Origin of the sequence: Accumulibacter sp. (assembly GCF_016789985.1) — a bacterium.
Classification (GTDB): domain Bacteria; phylum Pseudomonadota; class Gammaproteobacteria; order Burkholderiales; family Rhodocyclaceae; genus Accumulibacter.
In genome coordinates this window covers 1-20,230 of the sequence record NZ_JAEUOL010000103.1, presented here as the reverse complement: position 1 = coordinate 20,230, position 20,230 = coordinate 1, and the positions used below count along the sequence as shown (strand labels likewise).

20 protein-coding genes are annotated in these 20,230 nt (G+C 64.4%); 17 read left to right on the top strand and 3 right to left on the bottom strand.

Annotation, left to right across the window (positions count from 1 at the left end):
- The 8 genes from JNK99_RS06210 to JNK99_RS06175 all read left to right on the top strand — a co-directional run.
- Positions 1-337, top strand: a 337-nt coding sequence (locus tag JNK99_RS06210) for a BPSS1780 family membrane protein (RefSeq protein ID WP_291850198.1), incomplete at its 5' end; no start/stop codon positions are given.
- 13 nt (positions 338-350) lie between these two features.
- Positions 351-1,130 (top strand): BPSS1780 family membrane protein, encoded by a 780-nt coding sequence (locus JNK99_RS06205; RefSeq protein WP_291850195.1) that lies wholly within the window; start codon positions 351-353, stop codon positions 1,128-1,130.
- A complete protein-coding gene (gene nadD, locus JNK99_RS06200; RefSeq protein WP_291850194.1) occupies positions 1,123-1,800 on the top strand; it encodes a nicotinate-nucleotide adenylyltransferase in 678 nt (225 codons plus the stop codon). Before JNK99_RS06205 ends, nadD begins: the two co-directional genes overlap by 8 nt.
- A 7-nt stretch (positions 1,801-1,807) precedes the next feature.
- Positions 1,808-2,194, top strand: a complete 387-nt coding sequence (gene rsfS / locus JNK99_RS06195; protein WP_291850191.1) for a ribosome silencing factor — start codon at positions 1,808-1,810, stop codon at positions 2,192-2,194.
- Entirely contained in the window at positions 2,191-2,661 is a 471-nt protein-coding gene (gene rlmH, locus JNK99_RS06190; protein ID WP_291850189.1) for a 23S rRNA (pseudouridine(1915)-N(3))-methyltransferase RlmH, read from the top strand. Before rsfS ends, rlmH begins: the two co-directional genes overlap by 4 nt.
- Positions 2,662-3,282 (top strand): Maf family protein, encoded by a 621-nt coding sequence (locus JNK99_RS06185; protein ID WP_291850186.1) that lies wholly within the window; start codon positions 2,662-2,664, stop codon positions 3,280-3,282.
- Positions 3,283-3,498: 216 nt separating this feature from the next.
- Positions 3,499-4,161 (top strand): response regulator transcription factor, encoded by a 663-nt coding sequence (locus tag JNK99_RS06180; protein WP_291850183.1) that lies wholly within the window; start codon positions 3,499-3,501, stop codon positions 4,159-4,161.
- Positions 4,161-5,552 carry an ATP-binding protein gene (locus JNK99_RS06175; protein WP_291850180.1) on the top strand — a complete coding sequence of 464 codons (1,392 nt, stop codon included), beginning with the start codon at positions 4,161-4,163 and terminating at the stop codon, positions 5,550-5,552. The genes JNK99_RS06180 and JNK99_RS06175 overlap by 1 nt, the downstream gene beginning before the upstream one ends.
- On the opposite strand, the gene rlmD is transcribed toward JNK99_RS06175, so the two are convergent.
- Positions 5,549-6,862 carry a 23S rRNA (uracil(1939)-C(5))-methyltransferase RlmD gene (gene rlmD, locus JNK99_RS06170; RefSeq protein ID WP_291850177.1) on the bottom strand — a complete coding sequence of 438 codons (1,314 nt, stop codon included), beginning with the start codon at positions 6,860-6,862 and terminating at the stop codon, positions 5,549-5,551. The genes JNK99_RS06175 and rlmD overlap by 4 nt on opposite strands.
- A gap of 184 nt (positions 6,863-7,046) precedes the next feature.
- On the opposite strand from rlmD, the gene JNK99_RS06165 reads away from it, so the two are divergent.
- Together JNK99_RS06165 and JNK99_RS06160 are read left to right on the top strand one after the other, a co-directional pair.
- Complete coding sequence (locus JNK99_RS06165) at positions 7,047-7,526, top strand: hypothetical protein (protein ID WP_291850175.1); 480 nt, start codon at positions 7,047-7,049, stop codon at positions 7,524-7,526.
- 94 nt (positions 7,527-7,620) lie between these two features.
- Positions 7,621-8,541 carry a DMT family transporter gene (locus JNK99_RS06160; RefSeq protein WP_291850172.1) on the top strand — a complete coding sequence of 307 codons (921 nt, stop codon included), beginning with the start codon at positions 7,621-7,623 and terminating at the stop codon, positions 8,539-8,541.
- 26 nt (positions 8,542-8,567) lie between these two features.
- Here the strand turns inward: JNK99_RS06160 and JNK99_RS06155 are convergent, their stop codons facing one another.
- Positions 8,568-9,311 (bottom strand): lytic transglycosylase domain-containing protein, encoded by a 744-nt coding sequence (locus JNK99_RS06155; protein ID WP_291850201.1) that lies wholly within the window; start codon positions 9,309-9,311, stop codon positions 8,568-8,570.
- A 275-nt stretch (positions 9,312-9,586) separates the two neighbouring features.
- Positions 9,587-9,790: a heavy-metal-associated domain-containing protein gene (locus tag JNK99_RS06150; RefSeq protein WP_291850169.1), complete on the bottom strand. Its 204-nt coding sequence runs from the start codon at positions 9,788-9,790 to the stop codon at positions 9,587-9,589.
- 342 nt (positions 9,791-10,132) lie between these two features.
- Here JNK99_RS06150 and JNK99_RS06145 point away from each other — a divergent pair, with 342 nt between their 5' ends.
- From JNK99_RS06145 to JNK99_RS06115, 7 genes are all read left to right on the top strand, one after another.
- Positions 10,133-10,225 carry a potassium-transporting ATPase subunit F gene (locus JNK99_RS06145; protein WP_291850166.1) on the top strand — a complete coding sequence of 31 codons (93 nt, stop codon included), beginning with the start codon at positions 10,133-10,135 and terminating at the stop codon, positions 10,223-10,225.
- A complete protein-coding gene (gene kdpA, locus JNK99_RS06140; protein WP_291850163.1) occupies positions 10,222-12,033 on the top strand; it encodes a potassium-transporting ATPase subunit KdpA in 1,812 nt (603 codons plus the stop codon). Before JNK99_RS06145 ends, kdpA begins: the two co-directional genes overlap by 4 nt.
- Before the next feature lie 16 nt (positions 12,034-12,049).
- Entirely contained in the window at positions 12,050-14,116 is a 2,067-nt protein-coding gene (kdpB, locus tag JNK99_RS06135; RefSeq protein WP_291850160.1) for a potassium-transporting ATPase subunit KdpB, read from the top strand.
- A gap of 10 nt (positions 14,117-14,126) precedes the next feature.
- Complete coding sequence (gene kdpC / locus JNK99_RS06130; RefSeq protein ID WP_291850157.1) at positions 14,127-14,702, top strand: potassium-transporting ATPase subunit KdpC; 576 nt, start codon at positions 14,127-14,129, stop codon at positions 14,700-14,702.
- A 289-nt stretch (positions 14,703-14,991) separates the two neighbouring features.
- On the top strand, positions 14,992-17,691 hold the full coding sequence (locus tag JNK99_RS06125; RefSeq protein WP_291850154.1) for a DUF4118 domain-containing protein: 2,700 nt from the start codon (positions 14,992-14,994) through the stop codon (positions 17,689-17,691).
- Positions 17,688-18,380, top strand: coding sequence for a two-component system response regulator KdpE (gene kdpE, locus JNK99_RS06120; RefSeq protein WP_291850152.1), 693 nt, complete (start codon positions 17,688-17,690; stop codon positions 18,378-18,380). Before JNK99_RS06125 ends, kdpE begins: the two co-directional genes overlap by 4 nt.
- Positions 18,381-18,581: 201 nt before the next feature.
- On the top strand, positions 18,582-20,216 hold the full coding sequence (locus JNK99_RS06115) for a peptide chain release factor 3 (protein ID WP_291850149.1): 1,635 nt from the start codon (positions 18,582-18,584) through the stop codon (positions 20,214-20,216).
- Positions 20,217-20,230 lie beyond the last annotated feature (14 nt).

The following is a 20,230-nucleotide window of genomic DNA, read 5'->3' as shown; positions in this document are numbered from 1 at the left end:
CGGCCTGCTGCTCAGCAACCCGCTCGGTGCCGGCATCGCCCTCGGCGGCCTGCTGCTCGCCGGCCTGTTCTGGCTCCTTCTGTCGCTGCCGCTCATGATGGCCATCTGGTTTGCGCCGGCCCTGGTCCTGTTCAACGACATGCCGCCAATCGCCGCGCTGCACGCCAGCTTTCAATGCTGCATCAGGAATGTCCTCGTCTTTCTCGTCTATGGACTGCTCGTCATGGTCCTCTGCTTCTTCGCGGCGTTACCGGTCGGCCTCGGCTTCCTGGTGCTCGGTCCCGTGCTGGCCGGCTCGGCATACGCCTCCTATCGTGATACTTTCCTAGCCGACTGAACGGCCCGCCGACATGCAAGCACTGACTCTTCCCGCGGCGCAAGGCTGGCGCTGGCTAAGCGATGGCTTCCGGCTCTTTCGCAAGAACCACCTGATGCTCACCTTCCTGGTGATCAGCTACTGGATGCTGATGGCCCTGGTCAATATCATCCCGGTGCTCGGCACGATCATCACCACGCTGTGCATTCCGGCCTTCTCGGTCAGCCTGATGAACGCCTGCCGCAATATCGACCGCGCTGCGCCGCTGACGCCGCAGCTCCTGTTCTCCGGTTTTCACGACAACCTGCGCTCGCTGCTCATGCTTGGCGCCATCTACCTGGCGTCGACGGTCGCCATCCTGGCCGCCTCGGCGCTGGCCGACGACGGCGCGCTGATGGCCATGATGCTGGCGGGGCAAAAACCCGACGCAGAGGTCGTCGCCAGCGGCAGCCTGCTGTTCGCGGCGCAAATCGCGCTGCTCCTGCTCTGCCCGGTGGTGATGGCCTACTGGTATGCGCCGGTGCTCGCCGGCTGGCACGGTCTGCCGCCAGTCAAGGCACTGTTCTTCAGCTTCGTCGCCTGTCTGCGCAACTGGCGCGCCTTCCTGGTGTATTCGCTGTCCATCGGCGTCCTGGCGACCCTGCTCCCGGCGCTGATCATCGGCGTTCTCGCCGCCCTGCTGCCGGACGGAGCGTCATTGGTGGTGGTGGCGATGAGCGTGCTGGCGATCCTGGTGCTCGCCCCCACCCTGTTTGCCAGCTTCTATGTCAGTTATCGCGACGTTTTCGTCGACATCACCCCGACGGATGGCTGACCCGGCGCGCGCGCGGCAGCCGCTGGGAATCTTCGGCGGCACCTTCGACCCGGTGCATTTCGGTCATCTGCGCCTCGCCGAAGAGGCCGCCGATGAACTCGCGCTGGCCGGCATCCGCTGGATTCCGGCCGGCCAGCCGGCCCTGCGCGCGGCGCCGCAAACCACGGCCAGACAACGACTGGCGATGGTGCAACTGGCGACGGCCGGCAACCCGTGCTTCGCGGTCGATGCGGCCGAAGTCGCAGCCGCCCGGCCGAGTTACACGGTGGAAACGCTCGAACGTCTGCGCTCGACCGACTCGTGTGGAGCACAGCGGCCGCTGGTGCTGCTGCTTGGCGCCGACGCCTTCGCCGGACTGCCCGGCTGGCATCGCTGGCAGTCGCTGTTCGATCTGGCGCATCTGGGCATCGCGCATCGCCCCGGCCACCCGCTCGACCTCGCCCGGCTGGCACCGGCGCTCGCCGAGCAATGCCGTGCTCGCCGGCGCGACAGCCGCACGGCACTCGCCGAATCGCCAGCCGGTTGCATCGTCACTTTCGCCATGACCCAACTGGCGATCTCGGCCAGCCGGATTCGGGCGCTGCTGACCAGCGGGAGCAGCGTCCGCTATTTGCTGCCCGATGAAGTTATCGCTTATATTCGACACCATCATCTTTACCCGGAATGCTGAATTGCCCATGAAACTCCCCGAGCTGGAAAAACTCGTGGTCGACGCACTCGAAGACATCAAAGGCCGTGATGTCGAGGTCATCGACACCTGCCGGTTGACCTCGCTCTTCGAGCGCATGGTCATTGCCTGCGGTGACTCCAACCGGCAGGTGAAATCGCTGGCGCGCAACGTGCAGGACAAGGTGCGCGCGGCGGGCGGGCAAGTGCTCTCCTGCGAAGGCGAGGAAGTCGGCGAGTGGGTCCTGGTCGACCTCGGCGACATCATCGTGCATGTCATGCAGCCGGCGGTGCGCAGCTACTACAACCTCGAGGAACTCTGGGGCGGCAGGGGCCCGCTGCGTATCCGCCGGGCGCGCGGCGAGGCCATGGAGGCAAGCGTCGTCAACGGCGGATGAAACTCGCCATCCTGGCCGTCGGCCACAAGCCACCGGCCTGGGTTGCCGCAGGCTGCGCCGAGTACCTCAAACGCATGCCGCGCGAACTGCCGGTGTCGGTGGTCGAAGTCAAACCGGAAACACGCGGCGCCAAAACCCGCGAACAATTGCTGGCGGCCGAAAAAACCCGCCTATTGAGCGCGCTGCAGGGCTACCGGCGAACCGTCGTGCTCGATGAGCGTGGCGTCGAGCTGACCACGCGCGCACTGGCCGCGCGTCTCGAGGACTGGATGCGCCTTGGTGGCGACATCGCATTCGTCATCGGCAGCGCCGACGGCATCGACGAGGCGGTCAAACGGCAGGCCGACGAGGTCATCCGCCTGTCGAGCCTGACGCTGCCGCATGCCCTGACCCGCCTGCTGCTCTGCGAACAGCTTTACCGCGCGCTCAGCGTCGTGCGCCGGCATCCCTATCATCGCGAGGACTGAATGTCGGCCGATTTGCCAGCACGCATTCATCTGGCGTCGCGCAGCCCCCGGCGACGCGAGCTGCTGACCCAGATCGGCATCCGCTTCGACACCATCGCCTTCCGTACCGCCCCCCGCGAAGACCCGGGTCTGGACGAGACGGCACGGCCCGCCGAAAACCCGCTGCACTATGTCGAACGAATCGCCCGCCGCAAGGCGGAGCACGGCTGCCAGCTCGTACACCAGCGCCGTCTGCTGACGCAGCCGGTACTTGCCGCCGATACGACGCTCGAACTGGCCGGCCGATTGATCGGCAAACCGCGCGACCCCGACGACGCCCGACACATCCTGCAGCACCTCTCGGGCCGCACCCACCGCGTTCTGACTGCCGTTGCCGTCGCCTTCGAGGGTCGCATCGAACTGGCGCTGTCGACCAGCGAAGTGCGCTTTCGCCCTCTGGCGGATGACGAGATCGCTCGCTATGTGGCCAGCGGCGAACCGATGGACAAGGCCGGAGCGTACGGCATCCAGGGTCGCGCCGGGATGTTCGTCGAATACCTCGCCGGCAGCTACTCGGGGGTGATGGGTCTGCCCCTGTGCGAAACGGCGCAGTTGCTGAAACGCTTCGGCTACCCGCTGTAGCGTCGTGCGCATCGGGCATGCCCGGCACCCAGGTCGGCGCAAGGGTGGCCGGTCGGCTTCGGCGGCCGGGAACGCGCCGCAGGATACTTCGCAGGCCCCGCGACTCAAGCCGGGCGCTATTGACCCGAACTTCTTTTACGGCGAGTATCTCGCCGACAACGGGCAGCGTCAGGAAATCGGGAACTGCCGGCCAAACTCGGGAAGGAAAGCAAGTAATTGCGCATTCTGCTGGTGGAAGACGATGACTTGCTCGGTGACGGTATCCGGGCCGGCCTGAAACTGGCGAATCATGCAGTTGACTGGGTTCGCGATGGCGATGCGGCACGCCTGGCGCTGCTCGACCACAGCTATCAGGCCTGCGTGCTCGATCTCGGCCTGCCGAAGCGCAGCGGCCTGGCAGTGCTCAGGGAACTGCGGCAACGGGAGAGTCATCTGCCAGTGCTGATCCTCACCGCGCGTGACAGCAGCGCCGACAAGATCGCCGGTCTCGATGCCGGCGCCGACGACTATCTGACCAAGCCTTTCGATCTCGCCGAACTGCAGGCCCGTCTGCGCGCGCTGATGCGCCGTGCGAGTGGCGCAGCAACACCGCGACTGGAGCACGCCGGGGTGGTGCTCGACCCGGCGAGCAAGCGGGTCACCCGGGACGGCCAGCCGGTCGCCCTGTCGGCGCGCGAGTACACCGTGCTGCACGACCTGCTCACGCACAAGAATCACATCCGGACGCGCAGCCAGCTCGAGGAGAGTCTCTATGCCTGGGGGGAGGAAACCGGCAGCAATACGGTCGAGGTTTACATCCACCATCTGCGCAAGAAACTCGGTGCCGACTTCATTCGCACCATCCGCGGGCTGGGTTACCAGCTCGGCAGCGCCAACTGATGGCGCAGACGGCTGCTTGGCGGCAATCGCTGCGCTGGCGGCTACTGCGCACGGTCTGCATCGCCGCCCTGTTCGGCCTGGCGCTGAGCGGCGTCATGAGCTACTGGCAGACGCAACACGAGGCCGAGGAACTGATGGACGGCCACCTGACACAGTCGGCCAGACTGTTGCTCGCCCTGGTCCGCGACAACGAGGCACACCTGGCTGATCTCGCAACCCGTCTGGCGACCTTGCGCGGCGAACCGGCCAGCATCTACGAACCCCCCTTCGAATTCCAGATCGGCCGCGCCGACGGGTCCTTGTTGCTGCGCTCGGAACATGCGCCGCAGATCGAATTGTTCACCCCGCCGGGTTACCACGTCATCGAACACGATGGTCACCCCTGGCGGATGCTCAGTCTGCAGGCGAACTCCGGCGCCTACCGGGTGCAGGTCGGCCAGTCGATCCGGCTGCGCGATCGGGTGGCCCTGGAGGTGGCCGGCCAGGCAGCGCTGCCGGTCGCACTGATGTCACCCTTCCTGCTGCTGCTGATCTACTACTCGGTGCGGCGCGGTCTCAAGCCACTTGATGATCTGGCGGCCGACGTCGCCGCGCGCTCCCCGGAAAACCTCAAACCGTTGACCAGCCGCGCGGTACCGACCGAAGCGCAACCGCTGGTATCGGCGCTCAACCGGCTGCTGTTTCGGCTGCGCGGCACACTGGAAAGCGAACGCCGGTTCACCGCGGATGCCGCGCACGAACTGCGGACGCCACTGGCCGTGGTCAAGATACAGGCACAGGTCGCGCAGTGCACGGTCGACGCCGACGATCGCCAGCATGCGCTGAACCAGGTTCTGGCCGGGACCGACCGGGCAACCCGCGTGCTCGAGCAACTGTTGCGCCTGGCGCGCCTCGACCCGCTGGCACGGCTGACCCACCAGGGGGAAGTCGACCTTGCCGGACTCGCCCAACGGGTGGCCGCAGAGATGTGGCCGACCGTCGGCGGGCGGGTCATACGATCAGAGACCGTCGGTTCCCGCTTGACAGTGAACGGGGATGCCGAAATGCTGGAAATCGTTCTGCGCAATCTGATCGACAACGCCTGCCGCTACACCTCCCCCGACAGCACGATCACCGTTTTCGCAAATCGTGACGATGAGGAACTGTCACTTGGCGTGACCGATGACGGTCCCGGTGTCGCGCCAGAGGAACTGCCACGTCTCGTCGAACGCTTCTACCGTGGCCGCGAGGCAAGCGCCGAGGGCAGTGGCCTCGGACTGGCCATTGCGCAGCGGATCGCCGAACTGCACGCCGCGCGCCTCGAACTGGAAAACCTTGCTGGCGGCGGTTTTCAGGTGCGCCTGTGCTGGTCTGGTGCCGCAGGTCAGTCGCGGGCGCGCACGGCGAGCTAGCCGGCGGCCAGCGCAGGACGCTCGAAGAGCGCGATCGATTCGACGTGTGAGGTCTGGGGAAACATATTGACCACGCCGGCACCGCGCAGCCGGTAGCCCTTCTGGCCAACCAGAATTCCGGCATCGCGCGCCAGGGTGGCGGGACTGCAGGAAATGTAGACGATGCGCCAAGGTCCGTCGGCACCCAGCGCCTTGACCAGTTCGAGCGCGCCTTCGCGCGGCGGATCGATCAGCATCTTGTCGCAGTGGCCCAGGGTGGCGAGTAACTCCGCAGTGGTCTCGAACAGATTGGCAATACGATAGTCGACCAGTCCGCGCAGACCGTTCGCCGCAGCGTTCTCGGCCGCCCGGCGGACCAGCTCGGAACTACCCTCGACACCAGTGACACGGGCTCCCGAGCGGGCGATCGGCAGGGTGAAATTGCCCAGCCCGCAGAACATGTCGGCGATGCACTCGCCTGGCTGCGGCGCGAGCAGATTGATGGCGCGACGCACCAGCACGCGGTTGATCGCATGATTGACCTGGGTGAACTCGGTCGGCGAGAACGAATGTTCGACCGCGAAGTCGGGCAGGAGGTAGGACAAGGGCGGGGCACCGAGCGGGTGAAAGCGGTAAGCGGTGGCCGGCCCCTGAGGCTGCAGGTAGAAGACGACCGCACGATCATCGGCGAAGTTGCGCAACAGGATCTCGTCGGCCGGACTCAGCGGCTCCAGGATACGCAGCACCAGGGCCGTAATGCGCTCACCCACCGCGACCTCGATCTGCGGCAGCCGGTCACGGATCGACAACTGGCCGATCAGCTCGCGCAGCGGCAACAGCAGTGCCGAAAGGTTCGGCGGCAGGATCTCGCATTGCCGCATGTCGGCCACGTAGCTGCTTTTCTTCTCGTGAAAGCCGACCAGCACGCCGCCCTTTTTCGCCACGAAGCGCACCGAAAGGCGGGCGCGATAGCGATAAGCCCAAGCCGCACCGTGGATTGGCGCATAGAGCTGCTCAGCCCTGATCCGGCCGAGATGCCAGAGGTTGTCTTCGAGCAGGCGCTGCTTGGCGGCGACCTGCGCCGCCGCTTCAAGATGCTGCAGGCTGCAGCCACCGCAGACGCCGAAGTGCGGACAGCGTGGACTGACCCGGCTGGCCGAGGCTTTGATCACCTGCAGTGTCCGCGCCAGCTCGTAGGTCGGCTTCCTGCGGTAGCCGGCGTACTCGACCAGCTCGCCCGGCAGCGCACCCTCGACGAAGACCGTTTTGCCATCGAGCCGGGTAACCCCCCGCGCCTCGTGATCCAGCGATTCAATGATTCCGGTTGGCATGCAACTTTTCCACGGAGACAAGGTGTGCGATTCTATCGCGAAGCTTGGGCGTGCGCCGACCACCGCATGTCGCCACCGCAAGATCCCGACAGCGCCGCACGGCCGGCCTGCCGCTTGACTGTCCCGTGGTTTTGCGACAGCCTTGGCCATCGATCAACCACAACCCAGCAACGGACCGCCGACGATGACCAGCAAGTTGATCACCACCTGGAGCGCATACGACAACGCGGTACAGGAACTGCTCGATCTGTCGCCCGGACGACTGTCCATCTTCGATCAGGACCTGTCGCCGCTCAGACTCGAAGTCGCCGGACGGCTGGTCGCCCTGCGTACCCTGCTCAGCGCAGCCGACTACCGGAAGCAGTTGACCATCGTCGTGCAGCAGGCCGGCTTCGTCCGCCAGTACAGCCCGCAATTGATGAACCTGCTGGCGATCCACTCGCCGACGCTGAAGATCATCCATTCGCCGCCCCATCTGCTCAACCTCCAGGATTCCCTGCTGATCGCCGATGACCGGCATGCCCTCATCCGCTTCCAGCATGATCAGGCGCGGGCGCGATTGATCATTGATGACCCGCTGGAGTGCGCGCCCTACGTCCAGCGCTTCGCCGAGATCCTCGACGCAGGAGGCGACCCGCTCGGCCCGACGACGCTCGGCCTGTAGACTGCGGGCCGGCGCCACGGGGCGGCCTCGTTTCGACCAGCCGGGCAGGTGCGATCTGCGCTAGACTGGCGGGTCTTCTCCTGGACACCCTGCCGTGAATCGCGCTCAGGCCAACCTCGTGCTGCTCGCCGTCGCCCTCATCTGGGGCTCGGCCTTTGTCGCCCAGGCCGAGGGAATGGCAGGCGTCGGACCGCTCACCTTCACCGGCATCCGCTTCCTGCTCGGAGCGGCCATCGTCGTCCCGCTGGCCTGGCGCGAGTGGCAAATGCTGTCGCTGCGCGGCCGGCAGCCGCCGCCGGGTAACGCGCTGGAAGTCGGCGCACTCGGGGTGCTGCTGACGCTCGGTGCCACTCTGCAGCAGATCGGCATCAGCGGCACGACGGTGACCAATGCCGGCTTTCTCACTGCACTCTACGTACCCCTGGTGCCGCTTCTGGCCTGGGTGATTCAACGGGTGCGCCCACACTGGTCGGTCTGGCCGACCTCGCTCGGCTGCCTGTGGGGAAGCTGGCTGCTTGCGGGCGTGCAGGGGCTCGATCCGGCCGTCGGCGATCTCTGGGTGATTGGCAGTAGCGTGTTCTGGGCATTGCACGTGCTCTTCGTCGGTCGCATCGCCGAGCGTCTTGCGGCGCCCTTCCTGGTCGCCTGTGGACAATTCCTGGTCTGCGGAATGCTCAGCCTGCTCTGGGCTGCGCTGAGCGAAACGATCACGCTGGACGGAATTCGTCAGGCTCTGCTGCCGATCGTCTATGCCGGCGCGGTTTCAGTGGCCATCGGTTTTACGGCGCAGGTGATCGGCCAGCGCTATGCGCAGCCGACCGACGCCGCGATCATCCTGTCGGGCGAAACCGTCTTCGCCGCACTCTTCGGCTTCCTGCTCATGGGCGATCGGTTGCCGGCCAGCGGTCTGGCCGGCTGTGCGCTGATTCTCCTCTGCATCGTCGTCGTCCAGATCGCACCGCTGACCCTGGCCAGGCAGCGGGTACGGGCAGGCCGACGCAGCAGCCCCTCGTAACCACGGCACACGCCGCCCGACCCTGATCAGCCGCGCGGCGACTGCCACCCGCTTTTCTCCCTGCCTGAGCCTGAAGCACCCGCGAAGTGCAGGACGCGCCGCACATACTCCTGCGTTTCGCGATACGGCGGCATGCCACCATAGCGTTCAATGCTCCCTTCCCCGGCATTGTAGGCCGCAGCCATCAGTCGCCAGTCACCGGCAAACCGCTTGTGCAGCCACTGCAGGTAGGCCAGGGCACCTCTGATGTTCTGTTCCGGATCGAATGGCCGGCTGACTCCGAAGCGCTGCTGCGTGGCGGGAATCAGTTGCATCACACCCTGCGCGTTCTGTGGCGAGACGGCAGCGGCATCGAGGTTGGATTCCGTCAGGGCGATGGCCAGGGCAAGACGTGGATCGATCTTGTATTGCGGCGCCACATTGCGGATCAATCGGGTCAACCGCTGTTTCGCTGCCGACTGTCTGGCCAGATAGCCCTCCAGGTCGAAGCCCCGACGCGCCGCCTCTGCCGCGAAGACACCACATTCGTCGCCCAGGATCGCGTTCTCTACCCGCGGATCGTAATACTGCAGCGCCTGCTGGTTCCCCAGGCGGGCCGCCAGCGCCAGATAGGCATTGGCCAGACGCGGATTGCGCAAACCGTGTGGGCCGCTAGCCAGTATTCGTCCGACCCGGAAGAAGCCCTCGGGACTTCCCATGGTGCCCGCGTCGCAGTACAGGGCAATGGCCAGCAACGGGTTCTTCCTGATGCCGATACCCTGCTCGGCCATCTGTCCCTGTTCGAGCGCGGCCCTCACCCGCGGCGCCTCCAGTTCATGCTCGGCGCGCAGCGGCGCGGCAACAAGCCCCAAGGCCAGCAGAAAAAACAGCAAAACCCCGCGCCTCATCGGCTTGCCCCCAGTCAGAGTGCTCACCTGGGCGCACATCGCCTGTGCCGCCCAGCACGGTCTGCAGTCTGGCACGGCAAGCGAACATGACAGTGTGAATCAATTCACACTGTCACGCTTTCACACCTTCTGCGACCCGCGCGGCGCGCCGGCCGGGGCTATGCCGTGGGGTAGCCAGCCTCCTCGATGATCTGGCGAATGTCGCCCTCCGAGACCATGGTGGTATGCTCGATCGTCGCCTCGCCGGTGGCCAGCGAGACATCCACGTAGCCAATGCAGGGCAGATCCTGGATGGCGTTCATGACCAGGCGCAGACATTCTTCGGAGGCCATTCCTGTAATCCGCAGGTGGGTAGTCGGCATGACGGGCTCCTCTTGCAAAGCAAGCCTGCATTCTATGCCGCGTGCCAGCGTCGGTGACAACACGGCGGGGAAGAAAAGTGGCGGCAGCAGCCTGGCGCTGCTACCGTACGGCAACCGCTCCCACCCTCCGGAGCGAGCGATTCTTATTGTTTCCTTATACTCCGGTGCGGTCTTTTTCGCCCGTGTTGATGCCCGATGGCCTACCATCCAGTGCATCGAAAGCCGCTTCCGGAGCAATGCAATGGACATCATCTACCTGGCCATCCTGGCCATCCTGGCCGGCCTGGCCGGCCTGACCGGCCTATTCGCGAGAGCTTGCGCGCGCCTGGCAGGAGAAGGAGCATGAACCTGCTCACCATTCTCGCCGGTCTGGCCGCCACCGGCTTGCTGATCTACTTGATCGTGTACCTGCTTTTTCCGGAGGATTTCTCATGAGCCAGCATGCCTGGTTGTTGCTTGGTCTTTTCATGACCGTACTTTTGCTCCTGGTCAGACCGCTGGGAATCCTTGTTGCCCGGGTGATGACCATGGGCAACCGCGTGACTGCCGCAAGCGGATTCGAAGTCGCGACATTCCGGATGTGTGGCATCGAGCGCGATGAAGAAATGGGCTGGCTGAAGTACGCGATGGCCCTCCTGCTGTTCAACACCCTTGGCCTGTTTGTCCTTTACGCGCTGCAGCGCCTGCAGGCGTGGCTTCCACTGAATCCGCAGGAACTGCCCAATGTCAGCCCCGATTCGGCGTTGAACACGGCGGTCAGCTTCGTCACCAACACCAACTGGCAGGGCTATGGCGGCGAGTCGACGATGGGTTATCTGGTCCAGATGCTGGGGCTGACGGTACAGAACTACCTCTCCGCGGCAACCGGCATCGTCGTCGTAATTGCCCTGATTCGTGGATTTGCCAGGCATTCGGCGGTCGGCATCGGCAACGCGTGGGTCGACCTGTTCCGCATCACGACCTATATCCTGCTGCCACTGGCGATGGTTTTTGCGCTGTTCCTGGCCAGCCAGGGCGTGATTCAGAACTTCGCCGCCTACCAGAACGTGACGACACTCGAGGTAACGAACTACGAGACGCCAAAACTCGGCTCTGATGGCCGACCCGTGCAGGACGACTCGGGCAACCCCGTACAGGAAAGGGCTGCCACCGCGCAGCAGAACCTGGCCATGGGTCCGGTCGCCTCGCAGGAGGCGATCAAGCTGATCGGCACCAACGGTGGTGGCTTCTTCAACGCCAACTCCGCACACCCTTTCGAAAACCCCACACCCGTGGTGAACTTCCTGCAGATGCTTTCGATCTTCCTGATTCCCGGCGCACTGTGCATCACCCTCGGATGCATGGTCGGCGACGAACGCCAGGGCTGGACAATTCTCGCCGCCATGGGGCTGCTCTTCGTCGCTCTTGCCGGCCCAGCGATCAGCCTGGAAGAGCAGGGCAACCCGCTGCTGGCGACGGTCGATACCGGAAACGGAACAACCGTGAGCACCACGGCCCTGACCGACGGCAACATGGAAGGCAAGGAAACACGTTTCGGCATTGTCGATTCCGCCCTCTTCGCCAGTATCACCACGGCAGCCTCCTGTGGTGCGGTGAATGCCATGCATGACTCGTTTACACCACTCGGTGGTGCCGTACCCCTGGTGTTGATACAACTCGGCGAGGTGGTGTTCGGCGGCGTTGGTTCCGGCCTCTACGGCATGCTGATCTTCGCGGTGCTTGCGGTATTCATTGCCGGCCTGATGATCGGGCGTACCCCGGAATATCTCGGGAAGAAGATCGAGGCACACGAGATGAAGATGACTTCCATCGCCATCCTCGCCACGCCCATGCTGGTCCTGGTCGGCAGCGCCATCACGGTGATGACCGAAGCAGGTCGCGCCGGCATCGCCAATCCGGGCGCCCACGGCTTTTCCGAAATCCTCTATGCCTTGTCGTCGGCAGCCAACAACAACGGCAGCGCCTTCGCCGGGTTGTCGGTCAACACACCTTTCTACAACGTGTTGCTGGGGATGGTGATGTGGCTTGGGCGTTTCGGCGTGATCGTGCCGGTGCTGGCCATGGCCGGATCACTGGCCGCCAAGAAGCGGATTGCGGTAACTGCCGGGACCCTGCCGACCCATGGCCCGCTGTTCGTCACGCTGCTGATCGGCACCGTGCTGCTGGTCGGCTTGCTGAACTACGTGCCAGCGCTGGCGCTTGGCCCACTGGTCGAGCATCTGGCGTTGTGGTCGCCCCCTTGATTCGCTGGAGAGTTCCATGACCCGCAAAACGTTTTCCCTGTTCGACCCGGCGCTGGTCAGGCCGGCCATCGTCGATTCGTTCCGCAAGCTCGATCCGCGCGTGCAGTGGCGCAATCCGGTGATGTTCGTGGTTTTCGTCGGTTCGCTCCTGACGACACTCGCAGCCTTCCCGGCCTTGGTCGGACCGACCCGGGAGTCCACTTCATTCACTCTCGGTGTCGCACTATGGCTCTGGTTTACCGTGCTCTTCGCCAACTTCGCCGAAGCACTGGCCGAAGGCCGCAGCAAGGCGCAAGCGGCCTCACTGCGCGGCCTGAAGAGGGAAACCTGGGCAAAGAAGCTGCATGCTCCACACGCTGGCGCCGAGTGGCATACCGTACCGGCTGACGATCTGCGGATCGGCGACTTCGTACTGGTCAGTGCCGGCGAAACCGTCCCCGCCGACGGCGAGGTCATCGAAGGTGTCGCCTCGGTGGACGAATCGGCCATCACCGGCGAATCGGCGCCGGTGATCCGTGAGTCCGGCGGCGACTTCTCGGCGGTGACCGGTGGGACGCGTGTGCTCTCCGACTGGCTGGTGGTGCGCGTCACCGTCAATCCGGGCGAGACCTTTGTGGACCGGATGATCGCCATGGTCGAGACCGCCAAGCGACAGAAGACACCGAACGAAATCGCGCTGGCAATCCTTCTCGCGGCACTGACGATCGTCTTCCTGATCGTGACCGCAACCCTGCTGCCCTTCTCGGAGTTCGGAGTGACCGTCGCCGGGTCGGGCGCGCCGGTCAGTCTCACCGTTCTCATCGCGCTGCTCGTCTGCCTGATTCCGACGACCATCGCCGGCCTGCTTTCGGCCGTCGGTGTCGCCGGCATGAGTCGCATGATGCAGGCCAACGTGATCGCCACCTCGGGCCGTGCGGTGGAAGCGGCTGGCGACGTCGACGTCCTGCTGCTCGACAAGACCGGCACGATCACGCTGGGCAACCGCCAGGCCAGTGCCTTCCTGCCCGCCGACGGGGTCGGCGAGGCAGAACTCGCCGACGCGGCACAACTGGCTTCGCTCGCCGACGAAACTCCGGAGGGGCGCAGCATCGTCGTTCTCGCCAAGCAGCGCTTCAACTTGCGTGAACGCGATGTGCACGCGCTGGAGGCGCAGTTCCTGCATTTCTCGGCGCAGACCCGGATGAGCGGGGTCGATGTCCCTGGTCGTCAGATTCGCAAGGGGGCCGCCGATGCCATCCGCAGGCAGGTCGAGGCTCTCGGCTCGGCCATGCCGCAATCGGTACTCAACGCCGTCGAGGCAGCTTCCCGCCGCGGCAGCACGCCACTCGTCGTATCCGATCAGACACGGGTGCTCGGCGTGGTCGAGTTGAAGGACGTCGTCAAGGGAGGCATCAAGGAACGCTTCGCCGAACTGCGTCAGATGGGTATCAAGACGGTGATGATCACCGGCGACAACCACCTGACCGCCGCGGCGATTGCTGCGGAAGCGGGCGTCGATGATTTTCTTGCCGAAGCGACGCCGGAAGCCAAGCTGGCGCTGATCCGCCAGTATCAGGCCGAAGGCCGCCTGGTGGCGATGACCGGCGACGGCACCAACGACGCCCCGGCCCTCGCCCAGGCCGATGTTGCCGTGGCCATGAACACCGGCACCCAGGCCGCCAAGGAAGCCGGCAACATGGTCGACCTCGACTCCAATCCGACCAAACTGATCGAAGTGGTCGAGACCGGCAAACAGATGCTGATGACCCGTGGCGCACTGACCACCTTCAGCGTCGCCAACGACGTGGCCAAGTATTTCGCGATCGTTCCTGCCGCCTTCGTCAGCACCTACCCGGCGCTCTCGGCGCTCAACGTGATGGGGCTGACCAGCCCTGCATCGGCGATTCTCTCGGCGGTGATTTTCAATGCCCTGATCATCATCGCGCTCATTCCACTGGCCCTGAGGGGCATCCGATATCGGGCCGTCGGTGCCGCCAGCTTGCTGCGCCGCAACTTGGCCATCTACGGACTCGGCGGACTCGTCGCGCCTTTCGTCGGCATCAAGCTGATCGATCTGGCACTGGCGGCCGCTGGCCTTGCCTGAGGGAATACTCATGAAAACCCTGCTTCGCCCCGCCGTTTCATTGTTCGTCCTGCTCTCGCTGCTTTGTGGCGTCGCCTATCCGTTGCTGGTCACCGGCATGGCCCGACTGGCTTTCCCGTTTGCTGCCCAGGGTAGCCTGATCATCAGGGATGGCAGACCGATCGGCTCGGTGCTGATCGGCCAGAATTTCACTGATCCGAAGTACTTCTGGGGTCGGCCATCGGCGACCACGCCCCAACCCTACAATGCCGCAGCCTCATCCGGCTCGAATCTGGGGCCGACCAACCCGGCCCTGGTGGATGCCATCAAAGCCCGGATCGAGGCATTGCGCGCGGCTGATCCGACCAACCAGCGAGCGGTGCCGATCGATCTCGTGACCGCCTCGGCCAGCGGTCTCGACCCGCACATCAGCCCGGCTGCCGCCGACTATCAGACGGAACGCGTCGCCCGCGCACGCCAACTTGATCCGCAAACCGTGCGTCAGCTCATTGCTCGGCACAGCGAAGGCCGCGATCTCGGTCTCTTCGGTGAGCCGCGCGTGCATGTGCTCAAACTCAACCTCGCACTCGACGCGACAACCCGGTGAACTCATTCCGGCGACGCGAAGCAATGGCTCGAACTGCAGAGAAAACGGGGAAAATGCATTCTTTCCACGGAGCCGAGGTCATGCCGTCAATTGCGTTGCCTGCCGCAAAGACAGGAAGCTTGCCGATGTCGTGGAAATTCAGGTCACGACTCGCGCGCGCATCTCGGAAGCGGCATCTCGAATCGATGCCGGAATTGCTGCAGCGGGGGTACGACTCTCCCACGGGGCTGACGATCATCACCTGCGCGACGGCGGTTCTGCACTTCCGCTTCCAGTGCAGGGGCCGGTCATGACCACCGATGGCCGCCCCGATCCTGATCGACTCCTGGCACGCGTGCAGGAAGAAGAGGCACGGGCGACGCGCGGCAAGTTGAAGATCTTTTTCGGTGCGACAGCCGGCGTGGGCAAAACTTACGCCATGCTCGGCACCGCACGGCAGCAAGCAGAAGCGGGAACCGATGTGCTCATAGGGGTCGTCGAAACTCACGGCCGCAAGGAAACCGACGCACTGGTCACCGGTCTCGAACGGCTGCCGCTGCGGGCGATCCCCCATCGGGACAAGGTACTGCAGGAGTTCGATCTCGACGCCGCGCTGGCGCGCCGCCCGGCGTTGATACTGATGGACGAACTGGCCCATTCCAACGTTGCCGGTTCACGTCATCCCAAGCGCTGGCAAGACATTCATGAGTTGCTCGAGGCAGGGATCAACGTCTACAGCACGGTCAACGTGCAGCATCTCGAAACCCTCAACGATGTGGTTAACGGGATCGCCGGCATCCGTGTCCGGGAAACGGTGCCCGACCGGGTGTTTGACGAGGCGGACGAAGTGATACTGGTCGATCTGCCACCTGACGAACTGTTGCAGCGCTTGCGCGAAGGCAAGGTCTACCTGCCGGACCAGGCGGAGCGGGCTGTCCGCCACTTCTTTCGCAAGGGCAATCTGATCGCCCTGCGTGAACTGGCGTTGCGCCGCACCGCCGACCGTGTGGACGGCGAGATGCTGGCATACCGCCGGCAGACCTCGGTGGCCACGGTCTGGCAGACACGCGATGCGCTGCTGGTGGGTATCGGTTCGGGTGCGGGAAGCGAGCGACTGGTGCGTACCGGTGCCCGCCTGGCAGGTCGACTTGAGGCCCCCTGGCACGCCATTCACGTTCACTCGCCCCGCAGCGGAGCGGAGCCCGAGGTGCAACGGCAGCGCACTGTGCGGGCACTCGAACTGTCAGCCTCACTCGGTGCCGAAACCGCCACTCTTTCGGCTGACGATGCGGTTGCTGCGCTGGTCGATTATGCGCGCACGCACAATCTCTCGCGCGTGCTGGTCGGGCGAGATCACCCGCGCCCCTGGCAACCATGGTATCGCTCGATGGCCGACCGTATCGGCCAGGCCGCGCCAGACCTGGATGTGGTTCAGGTGGCGCGCAGCGAGGCCAGGCGCGCTACCGTAGCGCCATCGGCCACACGCCAGGCTGATGGTTCCTGGCGCGACTACCTCAAGGCGACGGCCATCTGCGCGGCTGCCACCATTCTGACAACGCCACTGGCGGACTTGATCGAGCTGACCAACATTGCCATGTTGCTGTTGCTCGCCGTGATGATGGTTGCCGTCACGCTCGGCCGTGGTCCGGCAGTCGCCAGCGCCTTTCTCACCGTCGCCGCCTTTGACTTCTTCTTCGTAACACCGCGTTTTTCATTCGCGGTCAGCGATGCCCAATACCTGATCACCTTTGCCGTCATGCTCATCGTGGCACTCCTCACCGGCCAGTTAACCGCGCGCTACAAGCTGCAGGCCGAAGTCGCCACGCGCCGCGAAGCGCTCGCCCGTGACCTCTACGAGATGGCACGATCCCTCTCGGCTGCCCTCCTGCCGGTACAGATTGCCGAGGCCTGCAACCGCTTTCTGTCGCTTGAGTTTGCTGCTCAGGCATCGCTCATACTGAGCGATGCCAACGACCACCTGCAAGCACCGATCGGCAATCCTGCAGACAATGCCAGCGTCCCTTCGGTGGTTGACGAGGGTGTCGCCCGCTGGGCCTTCGATCACGGAGAACCGGCCGGGCTTTCCACCGACACCCTGCCCGGCAGCCCGCTGCTCTATCTGCCGCTCAAGGCGCCGATGCGTACCCGCGGCGTGCTCGCCATTGCGCCGAACGACCCACTGCGCGTACAGGGTCCGGAGGCACGCCGCCAGCTCGAAACCCTTGCCAGTCTGATCGCGATCGCCGTCGAGCGGATGCATTATGTCGAAGTGGCTCAGAAGAGCCTGCTGCAAATGGAATCGGAGGGCTTGCGCAATTCGCTCCTCTCCGCCATCTCGCACGATCTGCGGACGCCGCTGAGTGTGCTGGTCAGCCTCGCCGAGTCAATCGGGTTAACCCAGCCCCCGCCAAGCGATGCTCAGGCAAGAATTGCCGAGACCCTGAAGGAGGAAGCCCTGCGCATGAGCGGCAAGGTCAACAAGCTTCTCGACATGGCCCGCCTGCAAGCCGGAAAGGTTCAGCTTAACCGTCAGTGGCAACCCCTGGAGGAAGTGGTCGGCAGCGCCCTGCAGGCCAGCGAAGGGCCTCTGACCGGCCATTCGGTGCAAGCTGCGCTGCCAGAAGACCTGCCATTGGTCGAGATCGACTCGGTGCTGATCGAGCGTGTATTCTGCAACCTGCTCGAAAACGCTGGCAAATACACCCCGGCCGGCAGTTGCGTAAGCATCGGCGCAGCGGCGCGCGAAGGCGAGATCGAAGTGTGGGTGGAGGACGACGGACCAGGCTTGCCCAAAGGACGCGAGGAAGCGATCTTCGATAAATTCGAACGTGGCGCAGGAGCGAACGTCACCCCCGGCGTCGGCCTCGGTCTGGCCATCTGCCGTGCGATCATCGAGGCGCACGGCGGGAAGATCGGTGCCAAGAACCGGCCAACTGGCGGGGCACGCTTCATCTTTTCGCTGCCTCGCGGCATGCCGCCAACGCTTTGCGAGGAGCTCGGTACCGCATGAGCAGTTCAACGCCCGGCATCCTCGTTATCGAGGACGAAGCCAACATACGACGCTTCATCAGGCTTGCCCTCGAGAACGATGGATTCCGGGTCTGCGAGGCAGGCAGCTTGCAACGCGGTCTGATCGAAGCCGGCACCCGCCGCCCGGATCTGGTGGTGCTGGATCTCGGCCTGCCGGACGGCGACGGGATCGACTTCATTCGTGACCTGAGGAACTGGTCGCAAGTGCCGGTGATCGTGCTGTCGGCTCGCAACGCCGAACCGGACAAGGTCGCAGCACTCGATGCCGGGGCCGACGACTATCTGAGCAAACCCTTTGGTGCCGCCGAATTACTCGCCCGGGTGCGCGCACTATTGCGCCGCCATGGCCGCACAGAGGAAGGTCTGGCAGTCGCTCAATTCGGGCGAATTCGCGTCGACCTCGCCCGTCGGACCACTGAAAGGGACGGCAGTCCGATCCATTTGACGCCGATCGAATATCGCTTGTTGACCTACCTGATCACCAATCCGGACTGCGTGCTGACCCATCGCCAGCTCCTGAAAAACGTCTGGGGTCCGGCGCATGTTGAAGACAGCCACTACGTCCGCGTATACATGGGCTATCTGCGCAAGAAGATCGAGGACGACCCGGCTCGACCGAAGCACATTCTTACGGAAGCGGGCGTTGGCTACCGCTTTGTTGGCTCGTGACCCGCCGGCCGACTTGCCGCAGCCGCCGCCCGGCAACAGATTCGTCATTGCGTCCCCCTGACGCGCCATGATCCCTGCGTTCGGCAGCGCAGTTCCAGCCGTCCCCGAGTCTTGCTATAGTGCGGGCTGCGCACCGCCAGCGGGCCAGCCTTCGCCGTCCCGACCGGCGGCTTTTGCTTTGTTGCCGCATGAAAGCCCCTCATGAGTACCCCCCCCAGCGATTCCCGGAACGATAGCCGGTTCCCGCCCGAAATCCTGCGCGAGGTCGAAAAGCGTCGAACCTTTGCCATCATTTCGCACCCTGACGCCGGCAAGACCACTTTGACCGAGAAGTTGCTGCTTTTCGGGGGTGCCATCCAGCTCGCCGGCACGGTCAAGGGGCGCAAGAGTGCCCGCCACGCCACTTCGGACTGGATGGAGGTGGAGAAGCAGCGTGGCATCTCGGTGACCAGCTCGGTAATGCAGTTCGAATACCGGCAGCACACCATCAATCTGCTCGACACGCCGGGCCACGAGGATTTTTCGGAAGACACCTACCGCGTGCTGACCGCGGTCGACGCGGCGGTGATGGTTATTGATGCCGCCAAGGGCGTCGAGGCGCAGACCATCAAGTTGCTCAACGTCTGCCGCATGCGCAATACGCCGATCATTACCTTCGTTAATAAGCTGGACCGTGAGGTTCGCGAGCCTTTCGAACTGCTGGAGGAAATCGAATCGGTACTCGGCATCGAGTGCGCGCCGATCACTTGGCCGATCGGCATGGGCAAGACCTTTCGCGGGGTTTATCACCTGCTCAACGGCCGGCTGCTGCACTTTGCGGCCGGAGAGGAGCGGCGCAGTGAATCGGAGCGGCTCGACGGTCTCGACAACCCGATCCTCGACGCCCAGTTTCCGGGTGAAGTCGGCAAACTGCGCGAGGACGTCGACCTGATCCAGAGCGCCAGCAGCCCTTTCGATCTGGTCGGTTTTCTCGCCGGGCGTCAATCACCGGTCTTTTTCGGCTCGGCCATCAACAACTTCGGTGTACAGGAAATCCTGCAGGCGCTGCTCGACTGGGCGCCACCGCCCCAGGAACGCGACGCAGGGACGCGCATGGTGCAACCTGGCGAAGCGGCGTTCAGTGGTTTCGTGTTCAAGATACAGGCCAACATGGACCCCAAGCACCGCGACCGCATTGCCTTCTTCCGCGTCTGCTCCGGCCGCTACACGCCCGGCATGAAGGTGCGACATATTCGCCTGAATCGCGAGATGAAACTGGCCAACGTGCTGACCTTCATGGCCAACGAGCGCCTGCTGATGGAAGATGCGGTGGCCGGCGACATCATCGGTATCCACAACCACGGCAACCTGCATATCGGCGACTGCCTGAGCGAAGGCGAGACCCTGGGCTTCAAGGGCATCCCCTACTTTTCGCCGGAACTCTTTCGCGCAGCGCGCTTGCGTGACCCGCTGAAGAGCAAGCAACTGCTCAAGGGGCTGCAGGAACTCGGAGAAGAGGGTGCCATCCAGGTCTTCGAAAACCTGGCGAGTGGCGCGCTGCTGCTCGGTGCGGTCGGCAATCTGCAGTTCGAAGTCGTGGCGCAGCGCCTGCAGACCGAATACAAGGTCGATGCCATCTTCGAATCGGCCGACATCCACACCGCGCGCTGGCTGACTTTCCCCGACGACAGCACACGCCGCGCTTTTGAGCGAGAGCAGCTCCACCGCATGGCCAGGGATGTGGACGGCAATCCCGTCTATCTGGCGAGCACGCGCTACAACCTGGAGGTGACGAGCGAAAAATGGACCCAGGTCGGTTTCCGCGACTCGCGTGAGCATGGGCAGTTGTTCGCCTGACCCGGCCTCGCGTT